Raw genomic sequence first — 25,889 nt, forward strand, 5'->3', positions numbered from 1 at the left:
ACGAACGCGCCTCACGTGAGCGCCCCGCGCGCCGCACGCGAGCGCCGCATCGGCGCGCTCCGGAAGCGCGTCTTACCGGCGCGTGCTCGTGCGCCACCGCACGGTTTCACCTACCTGCGCCGCGCCGATCTCGGCGGCGGTGAAGGCCACGTCGATCCACGACTGCCGGGAGTAGACCGCGGTCATGTCGGCGAAGTGCGGCGACGCGGGGTTGGTCGACTGCGAGTAGGTCACGATGAAGCGTCCGTGCGGGGGGCGCGGGCCTAACGTGACGGCGTGGATGTAGCTGTCGCCGGTGCGGATGTCGGTGATCCCCTTGCCTGGCTCGAACGCCCCCGGCGACACCATGTGGTACGTGTAGGAGGCCCCGGAGAGCGGGAGGCGCCTACCACCGCGGGTGGTGCCCTGCACATCGCCTAACGCGGCGTCGAGGGCGATCCCCGCCCCGGCCAGGCGCATCGCGGTGCGCGCCAGCGCCAGTCGCGTCTCGTCTGAGGCCACGAAGCCCCGCGGCGTCCCCACCGGGTCGGCCGGGTCGAACGGGACGCGCCAGTAGCGAGCGGCGAGCGCGAAGCCCGTCATCGGGATGCGTTCGAGCGAGCGGACAAACTCGGCGAAGAGTGCCGAGCCGCGAGACGTTAGGCGGTCGGTGCGGTCCCACGCGGCGAGCGCGGTGCACGCCGGCGTCAGGTCTTGCTCGCGGCCGTCGGCCAGGCGCACCCGCGGTGTGGCGCGGCAGTCGGCGAGCAGGTCGTCCAGCACCAACTCGGCGAGCAGGTTGCGCGACGAGAAGAAGCGCGCTTCCCAGGTGGCGGGGGTGAGCGACGCCGTTCCGCCCTTCATGAACTCCTGCATATAGAGGGCGGCCACGCGCGTCCGCTCGCCGCGCGTCGTGCGCTCCGGGCCAATGACCTGCGGGAAGCCCTCGAGCAAGCCGTTCGGTGCAGTGGTGGGATACCAGTGGCTGTCGTTGGAGTTGAGCGTGACGTCGCGCCGGATGGTCCAGGGGCGCAGTTGGGCCGGGATGATGCCCGGCTGCGGCGCGCGCGCGTCGCGGGTCCAGGCGCACCGCGGATTGGCGCCGTCGAGGACAGCGATGTCGCCCAGCGGTGGGGCGTTAGGCACGGCGCAGCGTGTCAGCTGTGCGTCGGTCACGTGGCCGGCAACGGAGATGTTGGCAAAGAGGACCTCACCGTTCCGGTCGGCCGCCGTGATGTTGGACCACGGCGACCCCTGATGCGTGACGAGGGCGCGCCGGATGTCGTGCACGCTGCGCGCGCTGGCAATGGCGAGGAAGGTGTCGGCGGTGCGCACGTTGCCGCGTTCGGGGTCGGCAAAGGCGTAGGCGTGTTCGCGCGTCCATCCCAGCCCAGGGGCGACGACGAGCGGGCCGTAGCGCGACTCCCAGATCACGTGCGTCCGCTCGCCACCGATGGCGGGGATGCGCAGCTCGATGCGCCGCATGGCGACCGTCGAGTCCCCCACGCGGTAGCGCGTCGGGTCGCTCGCGTCGAGCGTGAGGCGGTACAGGGTGCTGCGCTGGTCGGTGGTGTGCGTGTCCGACCACCCGATGTAGGGGGAGAAGCCGATCATCGGGACGGGAACGCCGTACAGGGTGGAGCCGAACAGGTCGAGGCGACCGGGGACCGTCAGGTGCATGGCGTAGAGCCGCTCGCTGCCGCGCCACGGAAAGTGCGGGTTGGCGAAGGTGAAGCCGCCGCCCTGGGCGCCGAGGACGTCGCGGCCGACGGCCAGCGCGTTGGAGCCACCGCTCAGTGCGTGCAGCCGGGAGAGGGCGAAGGGCGGTGCCGCATCGCCCGGCGCTTGTGCAGCTGGCGGCGCGGCGGTGGCGATCTCCCGCAGCAACAGCGCCGACGTCATGATGAGCGGGACATGCGCGAGCCGGCGCCAGATGTCGTCCTCGGTGATGGCGCGGAACCACGGCGCGTCGCGGCACGTCTCCCCCGGCTGCGGCGTGCCACGCAGATGACGGTTGAACCCCGTCACGTAGCCGGCGAGCAACGCCCGCACGTCGCGCGATGCGGCGCGGCGCACGGCGGCCACGCTCCCGGAGTCGAGCAGGTAGCGATAGACGGCGTCGCTCTGGAGGTTCGTGAGGCGCACGCCCACGAAGTCGTCGACATAATCGCTGTCGGCCCCCAGGTGCCGACTGCGCTCGCCGGCCAGCGTGATGAGCTTCTCCGTCGTCAGGCAGAGGTTCTCGCGCGCGAAGGCCCAGCCGTACCCCTCGCCCGCCCCGGCGAGGGTGGTCGCGCGCACGTGCGGCATGCCAAAGGCGGTGTAGCGAACCTCGACCGACTGCGCGCCGCCCTGCCCGTGGGCGGGGCGCGCGGTAGCGAGCAGCGAGAGGGCAAGTGCACCCGAGCGGAGCACGGTCATGGGGCGGGAGCGCGCGTTCATCGGGAGCGAGTCGTGCGAGGTTGGTGCGCGGTTGGCGCAGACCTCGCGAGACGTTTGCGCGAGGTCCGTGTGGCGTTCGATTTGTTAGTCGTGACTAGCTTCTCGGGCAATCTGCCCACACCTTTCCGTGCGTGTCAACCACGACCCCCACTCCGACATCCGATCGCCGCGGCGACGCGTGGGGGCTCGCGCTCCTCCTCTTCCTCGCCAACACGCTGTCGTTCGTCGACCGGCAGGTGCTCACGCTGCTGGTAAAGCCGTTGCGCGCGGAACTGGGGATTTCCGACGTGCAGGTGTCGCTTTTGCAGGGGCTGGCCTTCGCCTCGCTCTACGCGGTGCTGGGGCTCCCGCTGGGACGCCTGGCCGATCGCGTGCACCGAGCGCGCCTCATGGCCGCCGGCGTCGCGCTGTGGAGCACGATGACCATCGCCTCGGCGGTGGCGCCCTCCTACCCGCAGCTCTTCCTCGCCCGCATGGGGGTCGCCGTGGGAGAGGCGGCACTCGCCCCCGCTGCTGTCTCGCTTTTGTCCGACCGCTTTGCGCGCGCGCGCACGGGACGCGCGATCGCGGTCTTCCAGGCGGGGATCTTCACCGGCTCGGCGCTCGCCCTCCTCGCCGGCGGGTGGCTCCTCGCCGCCGTCGACGCCGGCGGGATGCCGTGGCTGCAGTCGCTCGGCATCACCACCCCCTGGCGCGCGGTCTTCCTCGTGGTGGGGCTCCCCGGGTGGATCATCGCGCCGCTCCTCCTCCTGGTGCACGAACCTCGTACGGGGGCCATCGCCGCTGGCGCCTCCCAGCTTTCGGTCGGTAGGGTGGTGGGGTGGGTCTGGGCGCGACGCACCGTCTACGGGGGCGTGATTACCGCCTTCACCGCCATCACCATCCTTGCCTATGGATCGATGGCGTGGGCCCCCACGGTTCTCGTCCGGCTGCACGCGCTCACGTCGGCAAGCGCCGGGATCCGGCTCGGGATCATTACTCTCATCGCCGGCCCGTTCGGAGTTGTCACGGGTGGGTGGCTGGTCGACAGGCTCGTCGCACGCGGGCGTGCCGACGCGCCGATCATCGGCGCGCTCGCTGGCGTGATTGTCTTCGCGCTCGTGGTCCCCGCCTTCGCGCTGGCCTCGTCGCTCACGATGGCGACCATCGCGGCGGTGGCGCTCTCGCTCGCGCAGTCGTATCCGTATGGCATTGCCAGCACATCGCTGGCCATGGTCACGCCGCCGGCCATGCGTGGGCAGGTGGTGGCGCTCTATCTCCTCATCTCCAACCTGCTGGGACTCACCCTCGGCCCCCTCCTCGTGGCGCTGGGGACGCAGCAAGTTTTCGGTGACGATCTCGCCGTGGGTCGTTCGCTCGCCCTCCTCCCCATCCTCACCATGCCCATCGCGTTCGCGTCCCTGCTCGCATCGCGGGTGTCCTATGCCCGCGCCTGGCGCGCCTCCGACCGCTGATGCCCGCGACGCGCGGGCGAAGCGCCGCACGACGGCCCTCGCCACCCGCCTTTCGGGCGCTGGTCGCCGAGCGGCAGCAACGCAGCGCCGCACCTACCAAGGGAGAGCGCACGCGGCAGCGCGTCTTCCTCGCCGCGATCGAGCTGCTCAACGAGATCGGCTATCGCGACATGAAGGTCTCGGACGTGTGCGAGCGGGCGCAGGTGACGCCGCCGGTGGTCTATCTCTACTTCGAGAACAAGCTCGCGCTCACCACCGAAGTCCTGCACGCCTTCCTCGACAGCTTCCGCGCCGGCCCGGCGGAGGCGGAGCGTGCCGCGCATCGCACGGCGTACGAGGCGATCCACGCGGCCAACCGCGAGTGGATCACCATGGCGCGGCAGAATGCGGGGCTGGTGCGCTGCCTGTTGCAACTGGCCGATGACGAACCGGCCTTTGCCCGCATCTTCGCCGACGCCAACGACGCCTGGTACCGTCGCATCTCGGCGGCCGTGCTGCACCGCTTTCCGACGGCGCGCGTCCGCGAAGAGGAGGTGCGGCTGGCGGCGTATGCGCTGGGCGGGATGATCGACGAACTGGTGCGCAAGCGCTTCACCGCGCGCGACCCGCACCTCGCCGCCCTGCTGGACGACGTGGCGCCGAGCGACGAGGCCCTGGCGCGCTTTGTCTCGGTGCTCTGGTACCGGGCGCTCTACGCGACCGATCCGGATGACGTGACGTTGCCGCTGGCGGGACTGGCGCAGCATCCCGAAGGCGCGACCTCCCCCGCACGCGCAAAGGGGCGCGGCGCGACTCGCAAGCCGGCACGCCAGCCGGCACGCCAGCCGGCACGCCAGCCGGCACGCGAGCCGGCTCGCCGAACGGGGAAGCAGCGATGACCCGTCACGTGCAAACGGTGCTCGGTCCGCTCGACCCCGCCGAGCTGGGGATGACGCTCCTGCACGAACACCTGCTGTGCGACATCCGCCCGCCGCTCTGGCGCGCCGACGGGATGTACGGCTACGACATCCCGATCGCCGAGCGCTTCGCCATCGACTATGGCGAGGTACACGCGCCGGGCAACCTCGTGCTCGACGAGGTGGAGCTGGCGGTTGCCGAGCTGGCGCGCATGCGCGCCGATGGCGGGCGCAGCGTGGTCGATCTCTCGTGCGGAGGGCTTCATCCCGATCCGCGTGGGCTGGCGGAGGTGGCGCGCCGCGCCGACGTGCACATCGTGATGGGATGCGGCTGGTACGTGGACGACTACCAGGCCGCGGGGAACGCGCAGCGCAGCGTCGACAGCTTTGCCGCGGAGATGGTCAGTCAGCTGCAACACGGGACATGGGGGACCGAGGTGCGCGCCGGGATCATTGGCGAGATCGGATGCCAGCACCCCTGGACGGCACTGGAGCAGCGCGTGATGGAGGGGGCCGTGATCGCCATGCAGGCGACCGGGGCCGCGTTGAGCGTGCATCCCGGGCGCCACCCCGACCAGCCGCAGCAGGTTGTCGACTTCCTGCGCCTGCGCGGCGTGGATATGTCGCGCGTGGTCATGAGCCACATCGACCGCACCATCTTCGACGACGAGCGCCTCTTCCGGCTGGCCGACAGCGGAGTGGTGCTCGAGTTCGACCTGTTCGGGATGGAGACGACGTTCTACAAGCTGTCGGACATCGACATGCCAAACGACGGCGTGCGTGTGGCGACGCTGGGCCGCCTCAAGCAGCGCGGACACCTCGACCAGCTCGCCATCAGCCAGGACATCTGTTATCGCTCGCGCCTGGTGGCCTGTGGCGGGCATGGATACGGCCACGTTTTCCGCAACGTCGTCCCGCTCCTGCTCCGGCGAGGCTTCACCGATGGCGACGTGAGGCGCATCCTCGTGGAAACGCCGGCGCGGCTGCTCGCGATCGGGTGAGCGCGCCAAGGCGCCGCGCTACTTGCGGTGCCCGAACAGCGCGTTGGTCACCTGCGGGTGCTCGAACATGTCCTTGGGCGAGTGCCCCGGCCCGTCGGCAATGACGAGGCGCCAGTTGAACGGCCACTGCCGCTTGTGCGCCAGATCCATCGCCTCGTTGAACCAGCGGATGTTGCGCGAGTAGCGGTGCACGCCTTGTGCGTAGGCGTCTCCCTGCGGAAGCTGCGCCATCTCCACGTCGCCTGTCCCGATGTAGACCGTCATGGGGAGTGCGAGGTAGCGGCGAATGCGGTCGTCGTTGCCCAGGTCATCAGGGAGCTTCCCGAAGCCGAGCCCGAAGTCCATGGCCCGCGTGGGGAACATCGTCGAGCCCGACGCCATGGCCACCAACCGCTCGGCGTCGAGGTCGATGAACGCCGCCATGCGCGAGACAAACTGCCCGCCCGCCGAGAAGCCTGCGAGGATCCAGGGGAGCGACGCGTTCCCCTCGCGCTGCCGGATGTAGCGGGCGAGTGCGGGGATGAACGCATAGGTGCGCTCGTCAGGCGCGGCGAACGACGAGTCGGCGCGATAGACGCCGCCGAACTGGTAGCGCCATTCGGGGAATCGCTTGAGGTCGAACAGCGGAACGACGACGAGTCGCTGGTGTTTCTCCGCCATCCCGACCGCGTTGTCGCGATACGACTCCGCCGCGCGCGACGCACCGTGCAGGAGGAGGATGAACCCCTCGCCGTTGTAGCTGTCGGGTTTGTACGCGAACAGCTGCAATGGCGTGCCGTTGATGTCGGCCTCGATCACGCTCTTGCCGGCAGGAAAGGCGCTGCCTGGTGCCTGGGCGCCGAGCGAGTGGGGCGTTGCGGTGACGCCGGCGAGCAGGAGCGCCAGCGCGGGGAGCGCGCGGGCGAGGAAGACGCGGCGAGCGAGACGGGAAACCATCGGCATCGAATGTCGAAGTCGGTCGTGAACGAGGTATCCTCGAACTTGCGCCGCAATCCGCCGCGCCGCGAGCCCGTCGACACCCGAGCAGCCGCGCGCCAAGCTGCCCCGCCGGAGTTCTCTTCACTCCTTCGCGCCTGCGGGTGCGCCCCGCCCTTCACCGCGCCCCGCGATTAGACTGCATCAAGCGCGCGGCACCGCGCCCGGGCGCCTGACGACACGACGGAGGGCCACGACGCATGACCTCAGCGTTCCGGGAACGAGTCGCCCGATGGCGCGCCGAGCTGCTGGAGAGCCCGGTTCCACGGCTCGCCGACGAGGCGCAGTGGTATACCGAGCACACGGCCCTCCTCGTCAGCACGCTCAAGTGGGCACTCCTCGGCGCCGGCGGCGGGCTCTGCGTGGGGTTGGGGACGCGGGCATTTCTCTGGGCGTTAGGCAGCGCCCCGCACGTCGTCCAGGCCATCACGCGCGGCGCCATCCCGGCGTACTGGCTCCTTCCCGTCGCCCTTCCGCTCTGCGTGTGGCTCATCCGTACCTTCGCGCCCGAGGCGCGCGGGCACGGGACCGAGGCCGTCATCGCCGCGGTGCACCAGCGTTCCGGGCGCATTGACTGGACCATCGCTCCCGTGAAGCTCGCGGCGACCGTCGTCACCCTCGCCTTCGGCGGTTCCGTGGGGAAGGAAGGGCCGGCCGCGCAGATTGGTGCGTCGATTACCAGCATGTTCGCCGACCTCCTGCGCCTGCGCGACGAGGACCGCCGCCGCCTGGTGATTTGCGGGATCAGCGCCGGCTTCGCCGCGGTCTTCGGTACTCCGGTCTCGGGGGCGCTCTTCGGCATCGAGGTACTGTACCTCGGGCAGCTCGACTATAGCGTCATCTTCCCGGCCATGGTGGCGGGAATCGTCGCCCACCTGGCATGCGGCGTCGCGTCGCCGTTCCCCACACTCACCGATGCGTTCGGCGACGTGGGGCAGCTGCGCCTCATCCTGACCTCCATCGCTTCCGGTGCCGCATTCGGGCTCGTCGCGCTGTTGTTGATCGAGGTGTTGCGCCTGGCGGAACGCATCGTCGAGCGGCTGCACCTGAATCGCCTCGTGATCGCCGCCCTCGGAGGGTGCGCGCTCGTCGCCCTCTATGCCGTCGTGGGGACGGCCTACGCGGGGCTCGGCACCGAGACGATCGATGGCCTCTTGCAGGGGACGCTGCGCGTGACCGCCACCGCCTTTCTCGTCAAGATCGTCGCCACGGCGCTCACGCTGGAGACCGGCGGGAGCGGCGGGATCTTGACGCCGGTCTTCTTCATCGGTGCCGCCAGTGGCGCGGCGCTCGCGCCGCTCTTCGGAGTCCCGTCGAGTCTCCTGGCGGCCTTCGGTTTCGTTGCCGTCCTGGCCGCGGCGGCCAACACGCCGATTGCCGCCGCCGTGATGGCCATCGAGGTCCTCCCCGCGCACGAGGGGGTATACGCGGCCCTCGCGGCGGTGACCGCCTTCCTGATGGTGGGGCATCGCAGCGTGTACGCGAGCCAGAAGCTCGGCTTCTCGAAGTCCGCCGGGCTCGACGTCGCGTTGGGGGGGACGATCGGCGAGTTGGAGCGCGGGTCGATGCGCATCCGAAAGGGGACCTTCACCGAGCGGCTGCACCGGCTGGGTAGGTCGGGCGGCGATCGTGCGGACGGAGATGCAGGCGGCGAGTAGGGGCAGGTGGCAGCTGGAGCGAGTGGTCAGTGTCGTGCCCCGATCCTTGTCCGGACCATCATCAGGGGTTTCCTTGCAAAAGGTTTTCCGTTCGATAGACGTTTGCTCCCGAACGTGGCGTACCGATGCCTGCTGACCGCGGAGCTACCATGATGCGACGGGCGCTCGCCATCCTCGTGGTGACCGCGAGCTCAACTGCACAGGGACGTCCGCCATGTTGCCGCGGGCTGTCGGCGATTCCTTCCTTGCCGCACTTCGCGTGGAACGCTGGGCGAGCGCTGCAGCGTTGCTCGACATGAAGGCGTTCACGCGAGCCAACGCTGAGGAGAATCCCATGTCAGTATCAGTCCTCTACATGTCCATGTCGGTGGACGGATACATCGCCGGGCCTAACGATGGACCGGGCAATCCCGGCGGCGACGGCTTCATGCGCTTGCACGATTGGTACGGGTTCGTCGACGATCCGCCGAACACGACCGGAACCGGCTGGGGTGCGCATTTCCTGGAGGAGGGGAGGGCGACTGGCGCCGTGCTGGCGGGCCGGCGCACGGTGGAACAGGTGGATCACTGGGGAGGAAACCACCACGGTGTCCCGATCTTCGTGCCCAGTCATCGTGCCCCCGATCCGTCGGTCGCCAGGTTCCCGTTGGTGACGTACGTGACCGATGGCATCGCGAGCGCGATGGCACAAGCGAAGGCCGCGGCCAAGGGGCGGAACGTGATGGTCCACGGCGCCTATACGGCGCAACGCGCGCTCGAGGCGGGCGTGCTGGACGAGTTGCAGATTCACCAGATCCCGGTGCTGTTCGGGAGCGGCCGTCGCCTCTTCGACGTATTGCCGATACGAATCGAACTGGAGATCGTTCGGGTGATCGACACACCGGACGCCACGCACATCCGGTATCGCGTACGACGTTGAGCTGGCGATGATTCCGTGAACTACCATGCGCCTCCTTGCCTCCACCGCATTCCTCGCCTTCTCGCTCTCCCTCCCCGTAACGGTCCACGCCCAGCACCTCCTCGTCGTGGAAGGGGGTGTCGGCATCGCGACGCCCGTGGGAAGCGCGGGGCAGGGGCGAGGGATAGGCGCCAGCGGCTACGTGTCGATCCGGGGAGCGCCGTCCGAGCGTTCCACGACGTTCGGCCTCCTGCTCGACCTGTCGCACATGCCGGCCGACCAGACGACGACGTGCGTCACCTGCGGCACGGGTGCGCGAAGTCCGCTCCACACGCTCACGCTCGCGGGCGCGCTCCACGTCGAATCGCCGCACGCCACGCGCGGGATGTACGCGGAGGGTGGCCTCGGGATTACCCGGCTCACCCTCACCTCGGTCAACCTGACGAGAACAGCCCCGACGTTTCTCGCGGGGGTGGGCGCGTTTGCGCGCGCTCGCGGTGTGCCGCTCCGGTGTGGACTCGAGTACCACCTGCACGTGTCGGACGTGGCGTCGAGTGCGGACATGTCTCCGACGCAATCGGTGCGGGTGCGCGTCGCGCTGTGGGCCCGTAACCGGCGCTGATCCCTCATCGCCCGCCGGTGTGCGCGCCGATTCGCGGGCTATCTTCGGACGCACGACCCCCCGCGAGCCAGTCCCGATGGCGCTACGCATCCGCATGATTCGTATGCTCGTCTCATGAAGCGCATCGTCGTCGTCGGCGCGGGGGCCATCGGGCTGGCGTGCGCGCATGCGTTGGCCAAGCGCGGGTTGCAGGTGGTCGTGGTCGACAAGGGCGCACCCGGAGATGCCTGTACGAAGGGAAACGCCGGATGGATCGTCCCCTCGCTCTCGGCGCCGATTCCCGCGCCGGGAATGACGTGGCGCTCGCTCGCGTGGATGCTGTCGAGCGACAGCCCGCTCCATGTCGCCCCGACCGCCGTGCCGCGGCTGGCGCGCTGGCTGTGGCACTTCTGGCGTCACTGCAACGCGCGCGACTGGAGCGCGGGGCTGCACGCGGTTGCCGCGCTCAATCGGGGGACGCTGGCGGCGTTCGATGCCCTCGCCCGTGAGGGAATCGAGGTGGAGCTGCATCGCCAGGGGCTGCTATGCGTATTTGGACAGGTGCGCGACATGGAACGGGTGCGCGCCGAGTTCGAGCAGCTCCGCGACTACGGCTACCGCGTACCGACTCCGCTAAGCGGCGATGCGCTGCGCGAGCTGGAGCCGGCGCTGTCCAGCAACGTGACGACTGGTTTCCTCACGTCCGAGGAGTATCACGTGCGCCCGGAGTCGCTCGCCGCTGGATATGCGGCGCGGCTGACGCACATGGGGGTCGAGCTTCGCACGGGCGTGACCGTCCTCGGCGCTCGCGCCGGTGCGCACGCGGTCGTGCTCGAGACCGACGTCGGGGCGATCGAGGGAGAGGGCGTCCTCGTGGCCGCGGGCGCGTGGAGCGGGGAGGTGCTCCAACGATTCGGCGTGCGGCTGCCGGTGCAGGCGGGGAAGGGATACAGCCTGACGATCGACACCCCGCACCCACAGCTGCAACGCCCCGTCTACCTTGGCGAGACGAAGATCGCCGCCACGCCGTTCGACGGCGCCGTGCGCTTCGCCGGGACGATGGAACTCTCGGGCGTCAACGAGCGATTCGACGCGCGACGAATGACCGCGATCCGAAAGGGGATCGCGCGCTACCTGCGCGAGCCGCTGCCTGCGGGCGGTACGGAGTGGGTCGGGATGCGCCCGCTCACGCCGGACGGGCTCCCGATGATGGGGCTGGTGCCGGGATTCGGGAATGTGTGGGTGGCGACCGGGCATGCGATGCTCGGCATCACGCTGGCGCCAGTGACCGGCGAGGCGATGGCGGCGCTCATTGCAGGCGAGGTGCCGCCGGTGTCGCTCCGGGCGTTCGATCCGGGGCGCTTCCGGCATTACACCTGACCAACATGTGCGAGATTGCCGCTCGTCGCGAACGCTGGGCGACCACATCTCCATGAGGAATCTCAGTGAACGCGCTTGAACGCAACGTCCGTGCACTCGTCATTCGCACGCTGCGCGATACCGGCTTGCCACCCACGCTGGACGACCTCGCGTCGGCGAATGGCAGCTCCACGATTGATATCCGCGCGGCGCTCCATTCGCTCGAGGCACAGCATCGCCTGGCGCTGCGCCCGGGGACCGACGAGATCTGGATGGCGCACCCGTTCGCCGCGCTCCCGTCAGATTTCGTCGTCGCGTCAGGTGGGCGATCGTGGTGGGCCAACTGTGTCTGGGACGGCTTCGCGATTCTGGGGATGGTGGGGGACGGGACGCTCGACACGCACTCGCCCCGAAGCGGCGCGGGGATCCGCCTAACGGTTGAGCGCGGTCGCGTGCTGGGCGACGCCATCGTGCACTTTCTTGTGCCGGCGCGGCATTTCTGGGACGACATAGGCTTCACGTGAGCGAACATCGCGGCCTTCCGGTCGGAAGGCGAGCTCGATGAATGGCTCACCGCGCGCGGCTACGTGCGAGGGGCGGTGGTGGCGCCGCAGGCGCTGTACGATCTTGGGCGGGAGTGGTATGCGACGCGGCTCGATGTGGACTACGAGCCGGCGAGCGCGGCGGCGGCGCAGGCGATGTTCGCCGCGCACGGGCTCACTGGACCGTTCTGGACCCTCACTGTCTGAAGGCATCACACCATGGAGAAGCACCGGATCTACACGATGTCGGTCGCGGGCGTCTATCCGCACTACATCCAGAAAGCCGAGAAGAAGGGGCGCACCAAGGAGGAGGTCGACGCCGTGATCTGCTGGCTCACCGGCTACACGCCCAAGGCGCTGGCGAAGCAGATCGAGCAGCGGACGAACTTCGAGGAATTCTTCGACCAGGCGCCGGCGCTGCACCCCAACGCCAGCAAGATCACCGGCGTCATCTGCGGCGTGCGCATCGAGGAGATCGAGGATCCGCTGATGAAGAAGGTGCGCTATCTCGACAAGCTGGTGGACGAACTGGCCAAGGGGCGGCCGATGGAGAAGATCCTGCGCACGTAGGGAAGGGCGCTGGCGCCGGCCGTCGTGCGGTAGAGGGAGCGTCGCACCCTGCCTTGTAACTCGCGGAAGGTGCGGACCGTACGAAGATGCATGGCCCCTCATTCTCGTATCCTGGCTGCGTCGCTGACGCTTGCCGCTGGCGTGTCGTGTACACGCGTGCACCCCGCGACATCCACACCTGCCGTACGCGCCGATGACGCGCTCGCGGCGCGAGCGCTGTTCGCGCGCTTCGACTCGCTGCGACAGGCGCAACGCATCCCGGGACTGGCGGCGGTCGTCCTTCGTGACACGACGGTCATCATGGCGCGCGGTTTCGGCTTCGCCGATGTGGAGCGGCGCTTGGCGGTGACGCCGGAGACGCCGTTCGACATTGCGTCGGTCACCAAGCCGATATCGGCAGTCGTGGCACTCCGCCTGGTGCAGGACGGCGTGCTCGACCTCGATCGCCCGATGCGGCGATACCGCGACTTTCCCGAGTTCTGCACGGCGGCGCGTGGTGGTGGGGGAATCTTCTTCAGCGACTACGCCTGCGAGGGCGATCGCCTCACCTTGCGTCACGTACTGTCGATGACGGCCAACGGCGAGCCGGGAACTCGCTTCTGGTACAACCCGCCCTCGTATTCGTGGGCCTCACGGCCCATGGCCGAGGTGTCGGGGTATGCGTTCTCCACGCTCGTCGATTCGCTCGTGTTGCGCCCGGCGGGGATGCGCAACGCGGCACGCCGGCATCGGCGTCTTGCGCTTCCCCCTGCCATCGAGGCGGCGCTGGCCATGCCGTATCACGACGACTCCACCGGGCGTCGGGTGCGGTCGGACCCACCGCCGGGCCAGGGCGACGGTGCAGCTGGCGGCGTGATCGCGAGCGCGATGGACCTGGCGCGATTCGATGTTGCCCTCGCGACCGATCGTCTCATCGCGCCGGCGTTGCGCGCGCTGCTGTGGACTCCGACGCGAACCCCCGCTGGCGCGCCGCTCCCCTACGGCCTGGGATGGTTCCTCGCCACACGCGACGGGCGGTCGCTCGCCTGGCACACGGGGCTCTGGGAGGGGCGCTATTCGGCGCTGTACCTGAAGGTGCTGGGAGAGACGCCCGCACAGCGGCTGACGCTGATTCTCCTCGCCAACAGCGATGGGCTGCAGTGGGAGACGCGCCTCGACGAGGCGGCGATCGAGCGGTCGCCGTTCGCGACGGCCTTTCTCGCGGCGTTCCCGGCGCGCCATCGCTGAAGGTGACTCAAATCGCCGGCAGCACCTGCCGGATGTGCTGCGCAAAGGTACTGACCACGGCCGACGGTTGCTTGCTGTCGACCATCACGCCGATCCCAACGCTCGGCAGCGGGGGGAGTCCGCTCTCGTCGGAGAGGACGCGCAGGTCGTCGGGGACCGCGGTTCGCGTGAGGACGGCGATTGCCTGGCCGGAGCGGACGACGGCGGTGAGGCCGGCGAGCGACGCGCTCGCGTAGGCCACTCGATAGGCACGTCCTGCGGCGTCGAGGCTGCGGCGCGCCGCGCGATGGTCAAGCGTGTCGGGATCGGTGAGGGCCAGGCGGAGCGGCTTGCGATGCGCCGCGTTGGAGCCGTCGGCGCCGACCCATACCAGCGGCTCGCGCCGGATGATGGTGCGCCCATTCTCGCTTTCGGCGAACGACGTGAGCGCGAGATCGAGGGCGTGACGATCCAGCTGCTCCAGCAGCCGAGGCGTGTGGGCGCAGTGCACCTCGACGTGCACCTTGGGATGGAGGCGGGCAAAGCCCCGCAGCAGGTGGGGGAGAAAGCGCACGGCGTAGTCGTCGGGACAGCCAAACCGTATGGTGCCGGAGAGTCCGCGCCCCGACAGCTCGGCGAGCGCCTCGTCGTGGTACTGGAGGATGCGATGCGCATGGGCGAGGAGCCGGGTGCCCTGCGCAGTGAGGTGCACGCCGCGCCCCGTCCGCTCGAGCAGCGGGTGGTCGACGATGCGCTCCAGCCGTTGCACCTGCAGGCTGATGGCCGCCTGCGTGCGTCCGATGCGCGTGGCGGCGCGGCTCAGCGCCCCCATCTCGGCGATGACGACGAAGGTGCGCAGGAGGTCGATGTCGAGGGTGTCGCTCATGACATAGCGCTCGCTTATAGCTCCGATAAGAACTATTAGCCCTGCTTGAGAATCGCCACCCCCGCGCTAGTGTGGTGCGCACGATTCCCCGGAGGCCGCCGTGTCGCGAAACGCCGATCCCGTATTCTGGCGCGATGTCCGCGCGCACCTGATCCGCTACGGCGGACGCTTCGAGCCGCTCATCATCGAGCGGGCGGAGGGGAGCTTCGTCTACGACGCCGACGGGCGCGCGATCCTCGACTTCACGTCGGGGCAGATGAGTTCACTCCTCGGACATGGGCATCCGGAGGTCGCGGCTGTCGTCGCCGACTACGCGCATCGCCTCGACCATCTCTTCAGCGGGATGCTCTCGCGCTCCGTCGTCGACCTGGCGCGCGGCCTGGCCGAGGTGACGCCGGAGGGGCTTGATCGCGTCCTCCTGCTCAGTACAGGTGGGGAGTCGAACGAGGCGGCGATCAAGCTGGCCAAGCTTTACACGGGGGGGCACGAGATCGTCGGCTTCGCCCAGTCGTGGCACGGGATGACAGGGGGCGCCTCGGCGGCGACCTACTCCGCCGGGCGCAAGGGTTACGGGCCGGCGGCGGTCGGGTCGCTGGCGATCCCCGCGCCTAACGCCTATCGCCCGGCCTTCGAGCGCGGTGGCGTCGCCGACTGGCGCGGGGAGCTCGACTATGGCTTCGACCTCATCGATCGCCAGTCGAGCGGGAACCTCGCCGCCTTCATTGCCGAGCCGATCCTGAGTTCCGGCGGGCTGCTCGAACTCCCAGTGGGCTACCTCGCGGCGCTCAAGCAGAAGTGCGAGGAGCGCGGGATGCTGTTGATCCTCGACGAGGCGCAGACCGGAATGGGGCGCACCGGCCACCTGTTTGCCTTCGAGCGCGACGGTGTCACGCCGGACATCCTCACCCTCTCCAAGACGTTAGGCGCGGGACTCCCGCTCTCGGCGGTGATGTGCTCCGCCGATGTGGAGGAGCGCTGCCACGAGCGCGGCTTCCTCTTCTACACGACGCACGTCTCCGATCCGTTGCCGGCGGCGGTAGGGCTCAAGGTGCTGGAGGTCGTGCAGCGCGACGCCCTCACGGAGAGGGCGCGCGCGATGGGCGAACGGCTCGAGCGCGGGTTGCGCGCGCTGCAGCAGCGCCACGAGTGCATCGGCGATGTACGCGGTCGCGGGCTGCTGCGCGGCGTGGAGATCGTCGCCGATCGCGTGACCAAGGCCCCTGCCTCCGAACTGGGGGCCGCCATCACGCGCGCCTGCATGTCGCTGGGGCTCAGCATGAACATCGTGCAACTGCCGGGGATGGGCGGCGTCTTCCGCATCGCGCCGCCCCTCACCGTTCGCGAGGAGGAGATCGACCTCGGCGTGGAGCTCCTCGGCAAGGCCATTGCTTCAGTCACCCGCTGATCGAAGGTCCAACCCCTGGCCTTCGTCCGTGAAACCCCGTGTTCTCTACGGTCAAACGGCACGCTCTTCACACTTTTCGCGACAAGGTCACCGTGCAACTCATCGTCGAGAACCTTCGCAAGACGTATCCCAATGGCGTGCGCGCCCTCGAGGGGATATCGCTGACAGTCGGCGCCGGGATGTTCGGGTTGCTGGGGCCTAACGGCGCTGGCAAGTCGACGCTGATGCGCACGCTTGCCACGCTCCAGCTCCCCGACAGCGGATCGATCCGCTTTGGCGGCATCGACGTGCTCAAGCAGCCGGACGAGCTGCGGCGCGTGCTGGGGTACCTGCCGCAGGAGTTCGGGCTCTATCCCTCGCTCTCCGTCGAGGTCACGCTCGATCACTTCGCGGCGCTCAAGGGGGTGCTCGACGGACGTCAGCGCAAGGCGCTCGTCGCCGAGCTCCTGCAGCAGACCAACCTCCACGACGCGCGCCGGAAGTCGGTGGGCTCGCTCTCCGGCGGGATGAAGCAGCGACTGGGCATCGCGATCGCCCTGGCCGGCTCGCCCAAACTGCTGATAGTCGACGAACCCACCGCCGGGCTCGATCCCACGGAGCGGCATCGCTTCCTGAATCTCCTGGCCGAGATCGGGCAGGAGGTCGTGGTGCTGCTGTCGACGCACATCGTGGAGGACGTGCGCGAGCTGTGCCAGGCCATCGCCATCGTCGACAAGGGGCGTGTCGTACTCTCCGGCGACCCGCGCCACATCGTCGACACCCTGCGCGGCAAGGTCTGGCGCCGGCAGGTGGACAAGCGTGAACTCCCGGCGCTGCGGGCCACGCATCGCGTGATCTCCACGCAGCTTCTCGCGGGCGTCCCGGTGGTGCATGTCTACGCCGACTCGGCGCCGGCGGGATTCGATCCGCTGGAGCCAGACCTCGAGGACGTCTACTTCTATCACCTCGCCCATGGCGAGGCGCTCGCGGCGGCATGACGATGTTTGGCGCCGTCTATCGCTTCGAGCTGCGCTATCACCTCACGCGCCCCATCACCTGGCTGTACTTCGTGCTGTTCATGGCCGGGTCGTTCGCCTTCGTGTCGACCGACACGATCGGCATTGCCGGCGGCTCCGGCATGGTGATGCGCAATGCGCCGTCGGTAATCGTGCGATCGATGCTCCTCATCGTGGTGCTTGGACAGATCGTCGTGTCCGGCCTGGTGGGGAGCTCGGTGCTGCGCGACTATCAGTTCCGCACGCACGAGTTGGTCTTCACGACGCCCATCACCCGATTTGCCTACCTCGGCGGGCGCTTCCTTGGCGCGTTCACCGTGATGGTCATTGTGCACGCCGGGATGGTCATCGGGATGGTGGCGGGGAACGCGATGCCGTGGCTCGACAAGGCGCGCCTCCTCCCGCTCGACCTCGCCAGCTACATCGTCCCCTTCTTCACGCTGATCGTCCCGGCGATCCTCGTGATCTCGGCGATCTTCCTGGCGGTGGGGGCGGCCACGCGCAGCGCGTTCGCCATTCATACGCAGGGGATCGTCCTGCTCATCGTGTGGAGCATCGCCCAGTCGCTGATCGGGAAACTCGACAACAAGACGATTGCGGCGCTGCTCGATCCCGTGGGGCTGACGGCGTTCGAACTGGCGACGCGCTACTGGTCGGTGGCCGAGCGGAACACGCAGGCGGTGACATTGGGCGGCGTCCTGCTGGCCAACCGGCTGCTGTGGACGGTGGCGGCGCTCGCCCTGGCCGCTCTCACGGTGTCGCTCTTCCGCTTCCGGAGCGCCCCTCCCTCGCTGGCGCGCAAGCGGCGCGCGGTGGAGGAGGGGGCGCCGAGCGTGGAGGTGTCGTCGCTGACGCCGTCGATCGCTGTCGATACGCAGACCGTGGGCTGGCGCCCGTGGTGGGTGCAGTTCGTGTCGACCACGCAGATGTCGTTTCGCAGCATCGTCAGGCAGCTCCCGTTCGCCGTGATCGTCGCGGTAGGGCTGATCAACCTCGGGATTGCCGCCACGTACGCGGAAGTGGTGTTCGGGCAGGCGGCGTGGCCGGTCACGTACACGGTCGTCGAGGTGATCAACGCGCAGTTCGCCCTCTTCTTCATGGTGCTCATCGCGCTCTTTGCCGGGGAACTGGTCTGGCGCGAACGCGAACTGAACGCCGACCAGATGGTCGATGCGCTTCCCGGGCAGACGAGCGCCACCATGCTGGGGAAGGTGGTGGGGCTCGTGCTGGTGGAGGCGGCGCTGCTCGCCCTCCTCATGATGGCGGGGATGCTGTACCAGCTCGCCGTTGGCTACCGGCACCTGGAGCCGCTGCTCTACCTGAGCTACCTGTTCGGGACCGTGCTCCCCGGGCTTGTGCAGCTGACGGTTCTGGCGGTCCTGATCCATGTCGTCGCCAACCAGAAGTACCTGGGGCACGCGCTGGTGATCTTCGCTTTCATCCTGCGCAAGCTCGCGCCGACGATGGGGTTCGAGCATCCGCTGCTGCGCTTCGCCGAGACGGCGCCGCTCCGCTACTCCGACATGAACGGCTACGGACCATATGTGCCAGGCCTGGTGTGGACGGCGCTGTACTGGACCGCCGTGGCCGCGCTCTTCGGCGTGCTGGCGTACCTGTTCTGGGTGCGCGGGACCGAGCCAACCTGGCCGGTGCGCAAGCGCGTGGCGTGGCAGCGATGGCGCGGCGCGACGCGCGGCGTGGCGCTGGGCTCGGTGAGCGTGGGCGTGGTCGCCTTCGGCGTCCTGTTCAACAACGCCAATCGCGTCACGCACTGGAAGAGCAGCACCACGATCCGGCACGAGAAGGCCGCTTATGAGACGCAGTACAAGCCGCTGGAGCGCCTGGCGCAACCGCGACTCATCGCGGCCGACGTGCGCGCCGACCTCGTACCCGAGCGCCTCTCCTTCGGCGTGAGCGGGACGTACACCTTCGTGAACCATCACCCTGCCCCCATCGAGTCGCTGCTCGTGGTGGTGCTCAATCGCGACGTGCAGGTGGACTCGCTCGCATGGGGGCGGCCGGCCACGACGCTGGTGGACGACGCGTCGCAGAACGTGCGCCTGTATCGCCTGGGGACTCCGCTCGCGCCTAACGACACGCTCAGGCTGCGGTACCGGGCGCACTACGACTGGCGCGGCTTTCCGTCCGGTGGGCCCGATACCTCGACGGCGACGATCAACACCCGCAACGCGATCGCGACCAACGGGACGTTCCTCAACTTCGAGTACTTCCCGTTCCTCGGCTACCTCTCGTGGCGAGAGCTGGAGTCGGACAATGCGCGGCGCAAGGAAGGGTTGGCACCACGGGTGCGTGCTGCGCTGCTCGAGGACGAGGCGGCGCGCGACCGGACCTACCTCGGGATCAACGCCGACTGGATCGACTTCCGGGCCACCGTGAGCACCGCGCCAGACCAGATCGCCGTTGCACCGGGAGAGCTGGTGCGGGAGTACATGGAGAACGGGCGCCGCGTGTTCGAGTATCGTTCGCCCGACAAGATGCTCGCGTTCTACTCGTTTCTGTCGGCGCGCTATGAAGTCAGGCACGACCAGTGGAACGGGATCCCGCTCGACATCTACTATCACAAGGGGCACGAGTTCAACCTCGACCGGATGGTCGCGTCGATGCACGCGTCGCTCCAGGACTTCTCGACGCGCTACTCGCCGTTCCAGTTCCGGCAGTTCCGCATCGTCGAGTTCCCCCGCTATTCACAGTTTGCGCAGGCCTTTCCGGCGACGATTCCGTTCTCGGAGAACATCGGCTTCATCCTGCGCGCGGCGGCGACCGCCGACGGCATCGACACGCCGTTCTACGTGACGTCGCACGAGATTGCGCACCAGTGGTGGTTCCACCAGGTGGTGGGGGCGAATGTGCAGGGGGCCACGATGCTCTCCGAGTCGCTCGCCAACTACTCGGCGATCCTGGTGATGGAGAAGACGTTCGGCGCCGACAATATCCGCAAGTTCCTGCGCCAGCAGCTCGATGGCTATCTGGTTGGGCGAGGGCGCGAGGCCAAGGCCGAGCGCCCGCTGATGCGCGTCGAGAACCAGATGTACATCCACTACAACAAGGGGTCGCTGGCGTTGTACGCGCTGCGCGACCTGATTGGCGATGCGGCGATGAATCGCGCCCTGTCGCGCTTCGTGGCCGACAAGAAGTTCAAGGGAGCACCGTTTCCCACGAGTCGCGAGTTGGTGGCCTACTTCGAGCGCGAGACGCCGGACTCGTTGCGCTATGTGCTCGATGACCTGTTCCGCACCATCACGCTGTGGGACAACGAGGTCGAGGACGGAAGCGTGACGAGGCGCGCCGACGGAGGGTACGACGTGGCCATCCGCCTGCGCGCGGGGAAGGTCCGTGCCGATTCTCTGGGGAACGAGCGTCCCGCCGAGATGTCGGACTACGTGGACATTGGCGTGTTTGGGGCCGTGGATTCGACGGCGGTGCTGGGGAAGCCGTTGTACATGGCCAAGCATCGCCTCAGTGCGGGCGACACCACGGTGCATGTGGTGGTGCGCGAGGCGCCGCGGATGGTTGGGGTCGATCCGTACAACAAGCTCATCGACCGCGATCCCAGCGACAACGTGATGTCGGTGAAGGTGCCGTAGCGCCGCGTCGAAGCTCCGCAGCGTAGCACAGCGTAGCGCTGCGCTCACGCGTTCGTAGCGCTCGCGCGTTCATTGCGCTCGCGCGTTCATTGCGCGAGTGTCGCGTCCCGGCGCAGATTTCGGCCGTGTCCCGGTCGGTCTTCGTCCTGCAGCGTGAGGTGGCATCATGGCGCGTTCGGCATACCAGTCGCTTCTTGCCGCGCTCGAGGAGCGCTTCACGCGTCACCCGGCTCGTCACGCGGGGGTCGCGTGGTCGCAGGTGCGCAAGCGGCTCGACGCGTCGCCGGAGAAACTCGCCGCACTGGCGGCGATGGAGGAGAGCGGCGGTGAGCCCGACGTCGTGGGGGTCGATGACACGACGGGCGCCATCGTCTTCATGGACTGTTCGGACGAGAGTCCCGAGGGGCGCCGGTCGCTGTGCTACGATCGTGCGGCGCTCGACGCGCGCAAGGAGGCCAAGCCGACCGGCGCGGCGGTGGAGATGGCGGCGAAGATGGGGATCGCGCTGCTCACCGAGGCGGAGTACCGCACGTTGCAGACGTTAGGCACGTTCGATCGCAAGACGTCGAGCTGGGTGGCGACGCCGCCGGCGATTCGCAAGCTCGGCGGCGCTGTCTTCTGCGACCGTCGCTACGATCAGGTCTTCCTCTACCACAACGGGGCGCAGTCGTACTACGCGGCGCGGGGCTTTCGCGGCGTGCTGCGGGTGTAGCGCCCCAGGAGCGGTAGCACTCCCTTTTCACCACGTCCATGCGCCCGATTCGCCTCGATCGCTCACTCGCCCGTTGCCTCCTCGTCGCCTCGCTCTGCGTGCTTGGCCTTCGACCGCTGCATGCGCAGCGGCGTGCGCCGACGGTGGACGACCTCCTCAACCTGGAGTCGGTGGGCGGCGCGCAACTTTCGCCCGACGGGCGCTGGGTCGCGTTCACGGTGACCTCCACCGACTGGAAGGGGGACACCTTCGTCTCGCAGCTGTGGGTCGCCGACGCATCGAGCGGGGCGCGGCGTCAGCTCACGCGCGACCCCAAGGGGGTGAGCGGAGTCCAGTGGTCGCCCGACGGTGCCTGGCTCAGCTTCCTCAGTGCGCGCGAGGAAGGAAAGAGTCAGCTCTTCGCCTTGCGGCTGGATGGGGGCGAGCCTTTGCGCCTGACGAGCAGCGAGCGCGGGGTGGGCAACTATCGATGGTCGCCGAGTGGGCGCACGATCGCCTTCACCTCGAGTGGCGACGAGGCGAAGGGGGCCAAGGAACGGCTGGAGCAGTACGGCGCCTTCGAGGTGGTCCGTCGCGACTACGCGTTTTCGCACCTCTACACCATCGACGTCAATGCCGCGCTCTCGTCGCCGCAACCCGGGCGCGCTCGCACCTCGGGGACCAACTACACGGTGCAGTCGTTCGCCTGGTCGCCCGACGAGACGCGGATTGCCTTCTCGGCGACGCTCAATCCCGACCTCATCCAGGGGAAGACGGCGAACCTCTACATTGTGACGCTCGGCGGTGCGGCTGCCGGAGGCGACGCGGTGCGACCGCTGGTGACGCAGCCGGGGCCCGACAACTCTCCCGTCTGGTCGCCGGATGGGACGCAGATCGCCTTCTCGAGCACCATGGGGAGCGAGCGGTACTTCGCGTCGAACAGCCGCATTGCCGTGGTGCCGGCCGCGGGTGGGACGCCGACGTCGCTCACCGATGCCTTCGATGAGAACCCGAACCTGATCGACTGGCGCGCCGGCGCCATCTGGTTTGCCGGGGCGCAGCGCACCGCGAGTCACCTGTTCAAGCTCGATCCGTCCACCAGGCGCATCACGCGCGTCTCCGGTCCCGACGGGGCGATGATCGGCGGCGTGTCGCTCAGCGCCGATGCGTCGAGCGCTGCCTTCACGCTCAGCTCACCGACGGCGCTCCCCGAGATTGCGGTGAGCCCGGTGGCCGCGTGGGCGCCGCGCGTGGTGACGGACGCCACGCGTCAGCTGCAATCGCTGCAAGTGGCGTCGCGCGAGGTGATCTCGTGGAGGTCGCGCGATGGCGCGACGATCGAGGGGATCCTCATCAAGCCCGCCAACTTCGACCCGGCGCGGAAACACCCGCTCCTTTGCGTCATCCACGGCGGGCCGACCGGGACCGATCGCCCAGCGCTCCCCGACAATCGCTACTACCCGGTCGACATCTGGGCGGCGCGCGGCGCGCTCGTTCTCAAGGTCAACTATCGGGGGAGCGCAGGATACGGGCAGGCATTCCGCACGCTCAACGTGCGCAACCTGGGGGTCGGTGATGCATGGGATGTGTTGAGCGGCGTCGACTTCCTCATCGCCAAGGGCTGGGTCGATCCCGCCAGGGTGGCGTCGATGGGGTGGAGCCAGGGTGGGTACATCAGCGCCTTCCTCACGACGACGTCGACGCGCTTTGCGGCGATCTCCGTGGGTGCGGGAATCTCCAACTGGGCCACGTACTACTACAACACCGACATCACGCCGTTCACGATCAACTACCTGGGCGACGATCCCGCGGCAGACCCGGCGATCTACGACAAGACCTCGCCTATGCACTACATCAAGCAGGCGCGCACCCCGACGCTCATCCAGCACGGCGAACTCGATCGGCGCGTCCCGATCGCCAATGCGTACGAGCTGCGACAGGGGCTCGAGGATCGCGGCGTCCCGGTCGAGATGATCGTCTACAAGGGATACGGCCACGGGATCACAAAGCCGAAGAGCATGCGCGCCGTCATGCAGCACAACCTGGCCTGGTTCAATCACTACCTGTGGGGCGACTCGCTTCCCGACCTGCGGCTGCTGGGGAAGAACTGAACTCGAGCGCAGCATGACTCGCGTGCGCTGTGCGGCGTGGGTCGCCTGGATGGTCATCGCGACCGCGACGGCGCAAGCCCAGGTGGATTCCACGCGCGCGTGGACGTTCACGCTCGAACAGCGCTACGGAGCGCGCGCGGGGGCGGAGCTGGCGGAGCCCACCAGCCTGGCGGTCGATGCGCAGGGGCGGCTCTACGTGGTCGATGCGCGTCCAGTCGCAATCAAGGTGTTCACCCCCGATGGAAAGCTGCTGCGGACGATTGGACAGCAGGGGAGTGGCCCGGGCGAGTATCGAGGTGCCTGGATCGCGATTCGCGGGCGCTACCTGGCGGTGCACGATGCCGGTCAGTCGCGCACCACGGTGTTCGATACCTCGGGGCGCCTGCTGCGTAGCTGGAGCAGTGCCTGTTGCCATCACAACGAGATCCAGGTCGATTCCGCATACCGTGTCGTTGTGCCGGCGCCGTCGCGAGGCGCGAGTCAAGGTGGCGCGATCCGCCGGATTCTCTATGTGCGATTCTCGATCGAGGGAGAGCCGATCGATACGCTCGCCATCGAGGCGGGGGGTGACGAGCGCCTCTGGACTGTCTCGCGAGCTGACCTTCCGCAGAAGCCGGCTGACGGTGCGACGTCGATCGTGATTCCGTTCACGCCCGCGCAGCTGTTCGCGCTTCACCCGCAGGGCGGAGCTGTTACGGGGTGGTCAGGCGAGTATCGCATCATGCGTGTTGGAGGCGGGCGTTCTGGGAGCGCGTATGTCACGCGACGCTGGACGCCGCGACGCATTCCCGACGAGCTGCGTCGCTCGCGTGTGGATTCGGCCATCGCCCAGCTGACGCCGATGATCGGCGTCGCCAATGCGCGGCGCGTGGTGCGCCTCGAAGATGTGCCGCTGCTGGAGCCCGCGTTCACGCGGCTGTTGGTGGATGCGGAAGGGAATACCTGGGTGCGGCGACTGCTGGGCGGCAGCGACCGGCAGACCGTCTTTGAAGTGTTTGGTCCGCATGGTGAGTTCGTTGGGCGTGCCACGTTGCCGGCACCGCTGCCCGCGTGGGGGGCGTCGCCTTTGCCCCGGGGGCGATCTATGTGCGAGTCGAGTCGCCGGACGGTGCGCCGGAGATCCTTCGATTCCGCGTCACGAGACGCTGACGGAACGCGGAGAGGTTGGAATGACCGAACACGACGCGCCGCCCGACGGCGGCAAGCAGAACGCACTCGAAGCGCTGCGCCACGAGGGCGCGCGCTTTCTCCATGCGCTGCGTCATGACGACACGGCTGGAGCGCTGGCGCTGCTCCAGGCGACGCCTGCACTCGTGCGTACCAGCATCCACGCGGCGGCCGCCGTCGGCGATACGGCGATAGTGCAGGAGTTTCTCGACGCCGACCGTTCGCTGGCAACGCAACGCATCCCTGGCGACGACATCGAGCCGCTGCTGTATGCCGTGTCCCAGGACATCAAGGAAGCGTTAGGCGTTGGGACCGCGGCGCGGCTGGCGGCGGTGCGCGCGCTTCTCGATGCCGGAGCCGACCCCAATGCGGCGGCGCCGCTCCCCGATGTGTCAGACACCATTCCCGCGCTCTACTTCCCATGCGTGCGCGGCAACGTGGCGGTGGCGCGCCTGCTGCTCGAGCGCGGCGCCAGGCCCACGGATGGCGAGAGCCTCTACCACGCGGCCCAGCACGATCACCGCGCCTGCCTCGAACTCCTGGTGGAGTTTGGCGCCGACGTGAGTCGCGGCCCCACGCCGTACGGCAACACCCCGCTGCACTTCCTTGCTGCGCACACACCGGACAACCAGGTCACCCCCAGTGCGATGCGCGGGCTGCGCTGGCTCCTCGAGCACGGCGCCGACCCCAACGTGCCGAGCCATGCCGGGAGGGCCAACCAGCCGCAAGCGGGGGAGACGCCGTTGCTGCGCGCGGCGGCTGTCGGGCACGGGGAAGAGGTCCTGCGTGCGCTCGTGGAGCACGGCGCGCGCCTCGACGTGCCGCGCGACGACGGTGCCACCGCGTACCAACTCGCCGTGCGCGCCGGCAATGTTGAAGGCGCGACATACCTCGCCTCGGTTGGTGCCGATACCACGTTGCGCGCGGTGGATCAGTTGTTAGGCGCCTGCGCCATCGGTGACACGGCTGCCGCGCGGCGGGACGTCGAGGAACATCCGGGTATTCTCTCGACACTCGGCCCCAGCGAGCGCGATGCGCTGGGGCTCGCGCTTGCGCGTGGCAACTTCGACACGGTGCGCCTGATGGTCGCACTCGGCTGGCCGCTCACGCAGGAGGGAGAGTGGGGCGGGACGCCGCTCCACTGGGCGGCGTGGAATGGCCAGGTGGAGATGGTACGACTCCTCCTGGCGGCGGGCGCGAGCGTGAACGTGCGCGACACGCGGTACGGCAGCTCGCCCATCGCCTGGTGCGCGCACGGCTCGCGCTACTGCGAACGCGGGAATGACGAGGACTACCCGGCGATCGTGCACCTTCTACTCGACGCCGGGGCGACGCGCGCCGAGTCGTTCAATCGATGGAACGAGTCTCCCGAAGGCATGGCGCGGCCGAGTGTGGTGGAGGCGCTGAGGGCGCGTGGCTTTGCAGATTAGGTGACACGCGGGTGCGCG

21 protein-coding genes are annotated in these 25,889 nt (G+C 68.7%); 18 read left to right on the forward strand and 3 right to left on the reverse strand.

The features are described from left to right. Positions 1-72 precede the first annotated feature (72 nt). Positions 73-2,421: a penicillin acylase family protein gene (locus tag IT359_01975; GenBank protein ID MCC6927734.1), complete on the reverse strand. Its 2,349-nt coding sequence runs from the start codon at positions 2,419-2,421 to the stop codon at positions 73-75. Positions 2,422-2,552: 131 nt separating this feature from the next. Between IT359_01975 and IT359_01980 the strand changes: the two genes are divergently transcribed. Genes IT359_01980 through IT359_01990 form a run of 3 tightly spaced genes read left to right on the forward strand, consistent with a single transcriptional unit; the run spans position 2,553 to position 5,772 of the window. Further along, entirely contained in the window at positions 2,553-3,875 is a 1,323-nt protein-coding gene (locus tag IT359_01980; GenBank protein ID MCC6927735.1) for an MFS transporter, read from the forward strand. Beyond that, positions 3,875-4,753: a TetR/AcrR family transcriptional regulator gene (locus tag IT359_01985; protein MCC6927736.1), complete on the forward strand. Its 879-nt coding sequence runs from the start codon at positions 3,875-3,877 to the stop codon at positions 4,751-4,753. The genes IT359_01980 and IT359_01985 overlap by 1 nt, the downstream gene beginning before the upstream one ends. Continuing rightward, a complete protein-coding gene (locus tag IT359_01990) occupies positions 4,750-5,772 on the forward strand; it encodes a hypothetical protein (GenBank protein ID MCC6927737.1) in 1,023 nt (340 codons plus the stop codon). Before IT359_01985 ends, IT359_01990 begins: the two co-directional genes overlap by 4 nt. Positions 5,773-5,790: 18 nt before the next feature. On the opposite strand, the gene IT359_01995 is transcribed toward IT359_01990, so the two are convergent. Then, the gene (locus tag IT359_01995; GenBank protein ID MCC6927738.1) at positions 5,791-6,714 is read right to left on the reverse strand and encodes a hypothetical protein; all 924 of its coding nucleotides are present in this window, start codon (positions 6,712-6,714) and stop codon (positions 5,791-5,793) included. Between the two features lie 233 nt (positions 6,715-6,947). On the opposite strand from IT359_01995, the gene IT359_02000 reads away from it, so the two are divergent. The 8 genes from IT359_02000 (at position 6,948) to IT359_02035 (ending at position 13,602) form a co-directional block, all read left to right on the forward strand. Further along, on the forward strand, positions 6,948-8,405 hold the full coding sequence (locus IT359_02000) for a chloride channel protein (GenBank protein ID MCC6927739.1): 1,458 nt from the start codon (positions 6,948-6,950) through the stop codon (positions 8,403-8,405). A gap of 334 nt (positions 8,406-8,739) precedes the next feature. Then, complete coding sequence (locus tag IT359_02005) at positions 8,740-9,324, forward strand: dihydrofolate reductase family protein (GenBank protein ID MCC6927740.1); 585 nt, start codon at positions 8,740-8,742, stop codon at positions 9,322-9,324. A gap of 25 nt (positions 9,325-9,349) precedes the next feature. Next, positions 9,350-9,925, forward strand: coding sequence for a hypothetical protein (locus tag IT359_02010; GenBank protein MCC6927741.1), 576 nt, complete (start codon positions 9,350-9,352; stop codon positions 9,923-9,925). 114 nt (positions 9,926-10,039) lie between these two features. Beyond that, positions 10,040-11,284 carry an FAD-dependent oxidoreductase gene (locus IT359_02015; GenBank protein MCC6927742.1) on the forward strand — a complete coding sequence of 415 codons (1,245 nt, stop codon included), beginning with the start codon at positions 10,040-10,042 and terminating at the stop codon, positions 11,282-11,284. Positions 11,285-11,349: 65 nt separating this feature from the next. Continuing rightward, positions 11,350-11,787 carry a hypothetical protein gene (locus tag IT359_02020; protein ID MCC6927743.1) on the forward strand — a complete coding sequence of 146 codons (438 nt, stop codon included), beginning with the start codon at positions 11,350-11,352 and terminating at the stop codon, positions 11,785-11,787. 63 nt (positions 11,788-11,850) lie between these two features. Continuing rightward, on the forward strand, positions 11,851-12,012 hold the full coding sequence (locus IT359_02025; GenBank protein ID MCC6927744.1) for a hypothetical protein: 162 nt from the start codon (positions 11,851-11,853) through the stop codon (positions 12,010-12,012). 12 nt (positions 12,013-12,024) lie between these two features. Continuing rightward, complete coding sequence (locus IT359_02030) at positions 12,025-12,375, forward strand: DUF2200 domain-containing protein (protein ID MCC6927745.1); 351 nt, start codon at positions 12,025-12,027, stop codon at positions 12,373-12,375. A 156-nt stretch (positions 12,376-12,531) separates the two neighbouring features. Further along, positions 12,532-13,602: a beta-lactamase family protein gene (locus tag IT359_02035; GenBank protein ID MCC6927746.1), complete on the forward strand. Its 1,071-nt coding sequence runs from the start codon at positions 12,532-12,534 to the stop codon at positions 13,600-13,602. Between the two features lie 7 nt (positions 13,603-13,609). Here the strand turns inward: IT359_02035 and IT359_02040 are convergent, their stop codons facing one another. Beyond that, positions 13,610-14,467, reverse strand: coding sequence for a LysR family transcriptional regulator (locus IT359_02040; protein ID MCC6927747.1), 858 nt, complete (start codon positions 14,465-14,467; stop codon positions 13,610-13,612). Between the two features lie 100 nt (positions 14,468-14,567). Between IT359_02040 and IT359_02045 the strand changes: the two genes are divergently transcribed. From IT359_02045 to IT359_02075, 7 genes are all read left to right on the forward strand, one after another. Beyond that, positions 14,568-15,872, forward strand: a complete 1,305-nt coding sequence (locus IT359_02045) for an aspartate aminotransferase family protein (protein MCC6927748.1) — start codon at positions 14,568-14,570, stop codon at positions 15,870-15,872. Positions 15,873-15,964: 92 nt separating this feature from the next. Continuing rightward, the gene (locus IT359_02050) at positions 15,965-16,849 is read left to right on the forward strand and encodes an ABC transporter ATP-binding protein (GenBank protein ID MCC6927749.1); all 885 of its coding nucleotides are present in this window, start codon (positions 15,965-15,967) and stop codon (positions 16,847-16,849) included. Beyond that, complete coding sequence (locus IT359_02055; protein ID MCC6927750.1) at positions 16,846-20,472, forward strand: hypothetical protein; 3,627 nt, start codon at positions 16,846-16,848, stop codon at positions 20,470-20,472. Before IT359_02050 ends, IT359_02055 begins: the two co-directional genes overlap by 4 nt. Positions 20,473-20,638: 166 nt before the next feature. Then, positions 20,639-21,184 (forward strand): DUF4256 domain-containing protein, encoded by a 546-nt coding sequence (locus IT359_02060; GenBank protein ID MCC6927751.1) that lies wholly within the window; start codon positions 20,639-20,641, stop codon positions 21,182-21,184. Positions 21,185-21,222: 38 nt separating this feature from the next. After that, positions 21,223-23,274 carry a S9 family peptidase gene (locus IT359_02065; GenBank protein MCC6927752.1) on the forward strand — a complete coding sequence of 684 codons (2,052 nt, stop codon included), beginning with the start codon at positions 21,223-21,225 and terminating at the stop codon, positions 23,272-23,274. Between the two features lie 13 nt (positions 23,275-23,287). Beyond that, positions 23,288-24,541, forward strand: coding sequence for a 6-bladed beta-propeller (locus IT359_02070; protein ID MCC6927753.1), 1,254 nt, complete (start codon positions 23,288-23,290; stop codon positions 24,539-24,541). Continuing rightward, positions 24,444-25,871 carry an ankyrin repeat domain-containing protein gene (locus IT359_02075; GenBank protein MCC6927754.1) on the forward strand — a complete coding sequence of 476 codons (1,428 nt, stop codon included), beginning with the start codon at positions 24,444-24,446 and terminating at the stop codon, positions 25,869-25,871. Before IT359_02070 ends, IT359_02075 begins: the two co-directional genes overlap by 98 nt. The last annotated feature ends 18 nt before the right edge of the window (positions 25,872-25,889 follow it).

The organism is Gemmatimonadaceae bacterium (assembly GCA_020852815.1).
GTDB lineage: Bacteria > Gemmatimonadota > Gemmatimonadetes > Gemmatimonadales > Gemmatimonadaceae > SCN-70-22.

Coding starts and splice junctions, on each gene's coding strand:
- IT359_02040 (MCC6927747.1), bottom strand. CDS start 14,467: ATGAGCGACACCCTCGACATCGACCTCCTGCGCACCTTCGTCGTCATC.
- IT359_02015 (MCC6927742.1), top strand. CDS start 10,040: ATGAAGCGCATCGTCGTCGTCGGCGCGGGGGCCATCGGGCTGGCGTGC.
- IT359_02010 (MCC6927741.1), top strand. CDS start 9,350: ATGCGCCTCCTTGCCTCCACCGCATTCCTCGCCTTCTCGCTCTCCCTC.
- IT359_02030 (MCC6927745.1), top strand. CDS start 12,025: ATGGAGAAGCACCGGATCTACACGATGTCGGTCGCGGGCGTCTATCCG.
- IT359_02075 (MCC6927754.1), top strand. CDS start 24,444: ATGACCGAACACGACGCGCCGCCCGACGGCGGCAAGCAGAACGCACTC.
- IT359_01975 (MCC6927734.1), bottom strand. CDS start 2,421: ATGAACGCGCGCTCCCGCCCCATGACCGTGCTCCGCTCGGGTGCACTT.
- IT359_02005 (MCC6927740.1), top strand. CDS start 8,740: ATGTCAGTATCAGTCCTCTACATGTCCATGTCGGTGGACGGATACATC.
- IT359_01985 (MCC6927736.1), top strand. CDS start 3,875: ATGCCCGCGACGCGCGGGCGAAGCGCCGCACGACGGCCCTCGCCACCC.
- IT359_02060 (MCC6927751.1), top strand. CDS start 20,639: ATGGCGCGTTCGGCATACCAGTCGCTTCTTGCCGCGCTCGAGGAGCGC.
- IT359_02070 (MCC6927753.1), top strand. CDS start 23,288: ATGACTCGCGTGCGCTGTGCGGCGTGGGTCGCCTGGATGGTCATCGCG.
- IT359_02065 (MCC6927752.1), top strand. CDS start 21,223: ATGCGCCCGATTCGCCTCGATCGCTCACTCGCCCGTTGCCTCCTCGTC.
- IT359_02000 (MCC6927739.1), top strand. CDS start 6,948: ATGACCTCAGCGTTCCGGGAACGAGTCGCCCGATGGCGCGCCGAGCTG.
- IT359_01995 (MCC6927738.1), bottom strand. CDS start 6,714: ATGCCGATGGTTTCCCGTCTCGCTCGCCGCGTCTTCCTCGCCCGCGCG.
- IT359_02055 (MCC6927750.1), top strand. CDS start 16,846: ATGACGATGTTTGGCGCCGTCTATCGCTTCGAGCTGCGCTATCACCTC.
- IT359_01990 (MCC6927737.1), top strand. CDS start 4,750: ATGACCCGTCACGTGCAAACGGTGCTCGGTCCGCTCGACCCCGCCGAG.